The following is a 6,326-nucleotide window of genomic DNA, read 5'->3' on the forward strand; positions in this document are numbered from 1 at the left end:
GCCACCTTCACTCGGCTGCCTTGTTGCCGCGATTGAGCTGTCTGTCGAACACCAACGCTGCGATCAACGCAAAGCCCATGATCCCGGGAATGTAGAAAGGGGCGACATGCAGCATGTTGAGGCCGTTTCGCAGGATCGCCAAGGCCAACACAGCCGCGAAGGTGCCGATCAGATCGCCCTTGCCGCCGCGCAGGCGGGTACCGCCGAGAACGACGGCGATCACGGCCCACAACTCATAGTCCTTGCCATAGCTCGGTGTGGCCGCGCCCAAATTGGCAGCCATGGCGACCCCGCATATGGCCGCCATCAACCCGCAGAGCACAAAGTTGATCACGACATGTCGGGAAACGGGGATTCCAGCGTTCACCGACGCGGACCGGCTTCCACCGATGGCGTAGACGTTTCTCCCATGTACGGTGCGCCGAAGCATCCATTGGAATAACAAGACGGCGAACAAAAAGACAAAGGGGATCAGCCCGATCGGGCCGAAGTGTACTGCGCTAAGGTCGTAGAGCTGTTCGTCGATCGCCGATAAAGAGGTGTCGCCGGCATAGAGAAAAGCGAGCCCCCTTATCCCGATCATCCCAGCGAGTGTGATGATAAACGAGCTGATACCCAGACGTTCCACGGCGAGCCCGTTCACGAACCCTAGAAGAAGGCCGCTGCCCAGCGTCGCGGCAATCGCACCCAACAGGCCGACCTGTTCCTGTAAGCCAATCACGAGACAGGATGAGAGGCCGACGATCGCCCCGACGCTCAGATCGATATTTCCGCTGATGATGATCGGGGTAAGACCGACGGCAAGGAGCCCGACGAGAGCGCACTGGAACAGGACATTCGACAGGTTATAGGCCGTCAGGAAGTGCGGACTGGTCAGGGAAAAGAAAATGAAGAGTCCCACGGCCAGCAACCAGACCGGATTTCGAGCAAGGTATCGGATGGGCTCCATGAACCGGGCGCCTGCTCCACCGGCATGGGAGATTTTCTCTGGGTTAGCTGCCATTTCGATGTTGCCGACGGTCATGCGAACACCCTCCGGCGCTGGGTGGCGACATCCGCCCAGACGACTCCGATGATCACCGCCCACGAGACCAGCCACTGCACGTAGTAGGGCAGACCGACGAGCAAGAGTGCATTTTGGATGAACCCAAGCAGGACCACACCGATGATGGTGCGACCGATTCCGCCGCTGCCGCCCGCCAGGCTCGTTCCTCCCAGAATGACGGCGGACAGCACTTGCAATTCAAGGCCCGAACCGGAGTTGTTCTGTGCCGCCATCACCCGAGAACTGAAGACGACAGCTGCAATTCCGGTCAAGGTGCCGGAAATCATGTAGCAAGTAAAAAGAACCTGCCTTGCCCCTATGGAAGAGAATCGGCTGGCAATCTCGTTGCCGCCCACGGCGAAAACTTCCCTACCGAACCGGGTCATTGCTAGAAGCACGGCGGCCAATGCCGCGAGCACGAGAAAGACAACCACGGGGATTGGTATGTCGAGAAGATATCCGCGGCCGATTACAGCGAACCAGGTCGCTTCCGGTTTATCTATCAGTGCGTTTTGGCCGCTCGTCCAAACGAGGGCCACCGCCTGGAGAACTGACAACATGCCGAGCGTGGCGATCAATGAGTTCAGCCGCAGGACCGCGACGAGAAACCCGTTCACGCAGCCTACCAGCAACCCGATAAGGATGGGCACGGTGATCGCGGCGACAGGCGATATTTGCTCGTGCAGCGTGATTGCGACCACGGCGCACAGCGACAGAAGCGAACCAACGGTAAGGTCCAGGCGGCCCGCGATGACGACGAACGTCACGCCAAGGGCAATGATTCCCGTCACGGATATCTGCCTCAGCATCTGGGTGATGTTGTCAAAGCTGAACAGACCGGGCACCCCCGCGCCAGCTGCAGCGAGGATTACCAGCGCGGCTCCCACCAAGAGGTGACGTGCGGAAGGGCGACCGATGATTTGCATGCGCTTTCTCCCAGGCGACTGTGCTTTGAGAGGTTCTCACTGTTACACGTTATCACAATGTGAGTCGGTAAGGTGCGAACCGGAGGCTTTGTCAGATGGTCAGACGGTAGGTGTCGATTGCGGTGCCGCGATATAGGGCCTTGAGTTCCCCGTCGCTAAGTTTCGACAAAACCTCGTCGACGGTATTGACCCAGCCAACATAGGACACGGCGTTGGTCGCCACGGGCCAGTCGCCGGCGAACATCAAACGCTTTGTGCCGAATGCCTCGAGCGCCGCCATCATGAACGGCTCGAGGTCGCTTGCAGTCCAGTTGTCATGATCCGCCTCCGTGGCAACGCCAGACAGTTTGCACACGACGTTTTCTGATCGGGCGAGTTCCTTCATCTGATCCGCCCATGGCTGGAAGCGATGTTCCTGAATGCCGGGCTTGCCGATGTGGTCGAGGATAAATTGCATCTCGGGGTACCGGCGGACCAGTTTGATGGTGCTTTCCATCTGCCGATAGGTGATGCAGATGTCGAATGACCATCCGAACCCCGAGAGCGCGTCGAGGCCTTCGAGAAAACCAGGCCTGAGCGCGAAATCCGCGTCGGTCTCCTGTTGAAGGAGCCTTCTCACGCCTCGCATCAGCTTGATCCCTTGAAGCTTCTCGAGGTGTTCTCTAACGGGTTCTCCCTTGTGTATCGGCGCATGGGCGACAATCGCCTTGATGCGGTCGTCCTGCCGAGCCACGTCCTCTACCCATTTGGCTTCGGCCAGTGTGGCACTTTCGTCCACATCGCATTCCACGAATACCATCGCTTCGACTTCGACCGTCTCCCTTGCCTTGTCGAAATCCTGCAGGGTGAAACTTCGATTGAGTTTTCCAGACGATGCCAGCCACGACATTTCGAGCAGGTCGGGACGCCAGATATGCAGGTGGCTGTCGATAATGGGAAACGACGGCATGATGTTCCTCGCCTTCAGGTAAGTCGGTTTTGCCGAAGGATGTAATCACTGGCGCTGCGCAGGTCGTCCGCCAATGCTGCCTTGGCTGCGTCGGCATCGCGGATCTTGAGTGCGGCGATCATGGCCTCATGATGCTTCGTTGGGGTCTTGCTGGTAATGCGCTCCGATCCGGAACGAACGTCTAAATTCAGCACTGGCCCGATCTGCGTCCACAGCCCTTCGACAATCTGGAGAAGCGCTGGAAGGCGCGACGCCCGGTAGAGGGTGAAGTGCAGGTTCTTGTTTAGGACAATCAGCTTTGCAGGGTCTGGTTGATGCAAGTCACATTCGGCATTGAAGGCCGCTGACAAGGCTGCAGCCTCCGCAAGTTCTCGCGCCGATATTCGCTCGGTTGCGTATTCGATCGCCATGCCTTCCATCCGAATGCGGATCTCGCGCAATTCGATGAAGCGGCTTTTACTCATCAGCGGTACACGGAACACGCGATTGGGCAGAAGCTCGATGGCCTGGTCGACCATCAGTTGCCGCAGCGCGTCTCTGACAGGCATGGGACTGGTCCCGATAGCGGCCGCTAGCGTGCGAAGGGTCAGTTTCTCTCCAGGAGCGAACTGACCCGCGATGAGCATCTCACGCAGTTGCAGGTAGACGCGCACGCCAAGGGTTTCAGTTTCAATCGGTACGATCGCTGAAAGTCCGCTCATGTATTACCTCTCGCTGCCCTTTCCCGCTGTTGGTGTTATCACAACACGCGAGCGCAGGTCATCGCCACGCCTTTAATCGCCGCCAGCACCTGTCCGGAAATCGAAGCCGACCGTCAAACCGCCATCCACCACCAGGTTGGCTCCGGTCATGCCCGACGCATCGTCGGACAGGAGATAAACAACCGTGGAAGCGACTTCGTCGGGGTCGAGCAGACGTCCAATTGGATTGCGCTGCTCGCGACCGCGAAGAAAGGTTTCGGGATCCTTGGCCGTCGCAAGATGACGGCGGAAGAAGGGGGTGTCGGTAACGCCCGGCGACACGCAATTGGCGCGAACACCTTGGCGAGCGTGATCCATGGCCAGCGCCCTGGTGAACTGCAATATCGCTCCCTTGCTCGAACAGTAAGAAACGAGTCCTTGTTCGGCCATATAGGAATCGATGCTGCCGATGGTTACAACGCTGCCTCGCCCGCGTTTAATCATCCCCGGAAGCACGCACCGGACCGAGAAGACCAGGCCCATCAGATTGACCCCAATCGTCTTCGCCCATGCGTCGTCCGAAAGTTGCAGCACGTTTCCGACCTCCAGATACGCGGCTGCCACGACGAGCGCTGAGGGTTGCCAGTCTCGCCTGGTCAACGCCTCATCCACGGCCTGCCAGGTCGAGGCGGCGGACACGTCACCCGTCACCCATCCCAGGTCCTCGGTTTCTTCCATCCTTGCCGTATCGACACCAAGCACCTTGTAGCCCTTGCCGAGAAGACGGCGCACGGTTGCGCCACCAATTCCCGATGCCGCTCCTGTGATGACCGCAACGTCGTTCATGTTTTTCTCCAAATCGCTGTCCCCCCGAGGCTTTTGAAGCCGAGAGAAAGGCCTCGTCAAAATGTGGGGCGCGGATAATCGGCGATGTTCTTTTGCGTGATCGAGGGGGATTTGAAGAACACCTGCTTGGGCAATTTCTTGCCTTCCACGATCTGGATCGCGGCCTGGACCGCCGCCTGCGCGTCGGCGGTTGGCGACTGCAGAACGGATCCGTAGTAGTTGCCTGCCTTGATCTCGTCATAGGCTGTGGCAAACAGCGTGCAGTCGGTGAACTTTATCTTTCCAGGCTTGATCTTGCCTTCAGCGGTCGCGGCTTTGACAGCAGCGAGCGCACCGACCCCCATGTCGGAATTCGCCGAATAGACCCCGTCGATCTTGTCGCCATACTTTACCAGGTATGCCTCCATCACCGATTGGGCTTTCTCGCGTGACCAGTCACCGGGCTGTATGTCCAGGATCTTGATGTCGGGATGCTGCTTGATGACGTCCAGGAAGCCCTTCTCGCGCTCCTGGGTGACGGAGTAGCCGGGGAGGCCATTGATGACGACGACGTTGCCCTTGCCTGCGAGCGCTTCGACCATCATCTCGCCTGCGGAGTTGGCCTGCTTGATGTCGTCGGGACCGGAGAAGGTGTTGAAATATTCGGCCGCCGAGGCATCGGCCTGCGAGTTCGTGATGACGACTGGAATGCCAGCCTCCTTGGCCTTGCGCAGGGCCGGAACGATGGCTTTGCCGTTTACCGGCCAGACGATCATGACGTCCGCCTGCTGAGCGATGAGGTCCTGCACCTGGTCGGATTGCTTGACGGGATCGATCTGCGCGTCGAGCACGATGGTCTTGACGCCGAGTTGCTTGGTATAGGCGTTGAACGTGTCGAGATAGGTCGCGACATAGCCGTTCACGCCGGAGCCTAAATTGGCGAAGCCGATGGTGATTTCGCCGAGCGGTTTTGGAAGGGGCGAGGGGAGCCAATCCTGCTTTTCCTGAGCCGCCGAGACGCTGGCAAGCAACGCCGACAGGGCGAACCCCGCTGCGAGTTTTTTCAATAGGTTCATGTCTTCCTCCATGCGCCGGTCACCATGACGACGCTGTTCAAGCCTTCTTCCCCACAAGCCCCCGGAAGCGTTCTGAGCTCCCGGGGGAGGAGGAGCATGCCGTTAGAACGTGGGTCGCGGATATTCAGAGATATTTTTCTGGGTGATCGAGGGGGATTTGAAGAACAGCTGCTTGGGCAGTTCCTTGCCTTCCACGAGCTGGATCGCGGCCTGGACCGCCGCCTGCGCATCGACGACCGGCGACTGCAGAACGGACCCGTAGTAGTTGCCTGCCTTGATCTCGTCATAGGCTGTGGCAAACAGCGTGCAGTCGGTAAACTTTATCTTTCCAGGCTTGATCTTGCCTTCAGCGATTGCGGCTTTGACAGCAGCGAGCGCACCGACCCCCATGTCGGAATCAGCAGAATAGACCCCGTCGATCTTGTCGCCATACTTTACCAGGTAGGCCTCCATCACCGATTGGGCCTTCTCGCGTGACCAGTCACCGGGCTGTATGTCCAGGATCTTGATGTCGGGATGCTGCTTGATGACGTCCAGGAAGCCTTTCTCGCGCTCTTGGGCGACGGAGTAGCCGGGGAGGCCATTGATGACGACGACATTGCCCTTGCCTGCGAGCGCTTCGACCATCATCTCGCCGGCGGAGTTGGCCTGCTTGATGTTATCGGGACCGGAGAAGGTGTTGAAGTATTCGGCCGCCGAGGCATCGGCCTGCGAGTTCGTGATGACGACGGGAATGCCAGCCTCCTTGGCCTTGCGCAGGGCCGGAACGATGGCTTTGCCGTTTACCGGCCAGACGATCATGACGTCCGCCTGCTGAGCGATGAG

7 protein-coding genes are annotated in these 6,326 nt (G+C 58.9%); all 7 read right to left on the reverse strand.

Translation table 11 applies throughout. The features are described from left to right. Positions 1 to 7 precede the first annotated feature (7 nt). A complete protein-coding gene (locus NKJ67_RS04310; protein ID WP_352441639.1) occupies positions 8 to 1,024 on the reverse strand; it encodes an ABC transporter permease in 1,017 nt (338 codons plus the stop codon). Beyond that, entirely contained in the window at positions 1,021 to 1,971 is a 951-nt protein-coding gene (locus NKJ67_RS04315) for an ABC transporter permease (protein WP_352441640.1), read from the reverse strand. The genes NKJ67_RS04310 and NKJ67_RS04315 overlap by 4 nt, the downstream gene beginning before the upstream one ends. A gap of 91 nt (positions 1,972 to 2,062) precedes the next feature. Further along, positions 2,063 to 2,920, reverse strand: a complete 858-nt coding sequence (locus NKJ67_RS04320) for an amidohydrolase family protein (protein ID WP_352580625.1) — start codon at positions 2,918 to 2,920, stop codon at positions 2,063 to 2,065. 14 nt (positions 2,921 to 2,934) lie between these two features. Then, positions 2,935 to 3,621: a GntR family transcriptional regulator gene (locus NKJ67_RS04325; RefSeq protein WP_352580626.1), complete on the reverse strand. Its 687-nt coding sequence runs from the start codon at positions 3,619 to 3,621 to the stop codon at positions 2,935 to 2,937. Positions 3,622 to 3,693: 72 nt separating this feature from the next. Next, positions 3,694 to 4,446, reverse strand: a complete 753-nt coding sequence (locus NKJ67_RS04330; RefSeq protein WP_352580627.1) for an SDR family NAD(P)-dependent oxidoreductase — start codon at positions 4,444 to 4,446, stop codon at positions 3,694 to 3,696. A 56-nt stretch (positions 4,447 to 4,502) separates the two neighbouring features. Next, a complete protein-coding gene (locus tag NKJ67_RS04335; RefSeq protein WP_352580628.1) occupies positions 4,503 to 5,501 on the reverse strand; it encodes a sugar ABC transporter substrate-binding protein in 999 nt (332 codons plus the stop codon). A 102-nt stretch (positions 5,502 to 5,603) separates the two neighbouring features. Continuing rightward, positions 5,604 to 6,326, reverse strand: a 723-nt coding sequence (locus NKJ67_RS04340) for a sugar ABC transporter substrate-binding protein (RefSeq protein WP_352580629.1), incomplete at its 5' end; no start/stop codon positions are given.

The organism is Mesorhizobium sp. M0088 (assembly GCF_040322895.1).
In the GTDB taxonomy this organism is placed as follows: Bacteria; Pseudomonadota; Alphaproteobacteria; order Rhizobiales; family Rhizobiaceae; genus Mesorhizobium.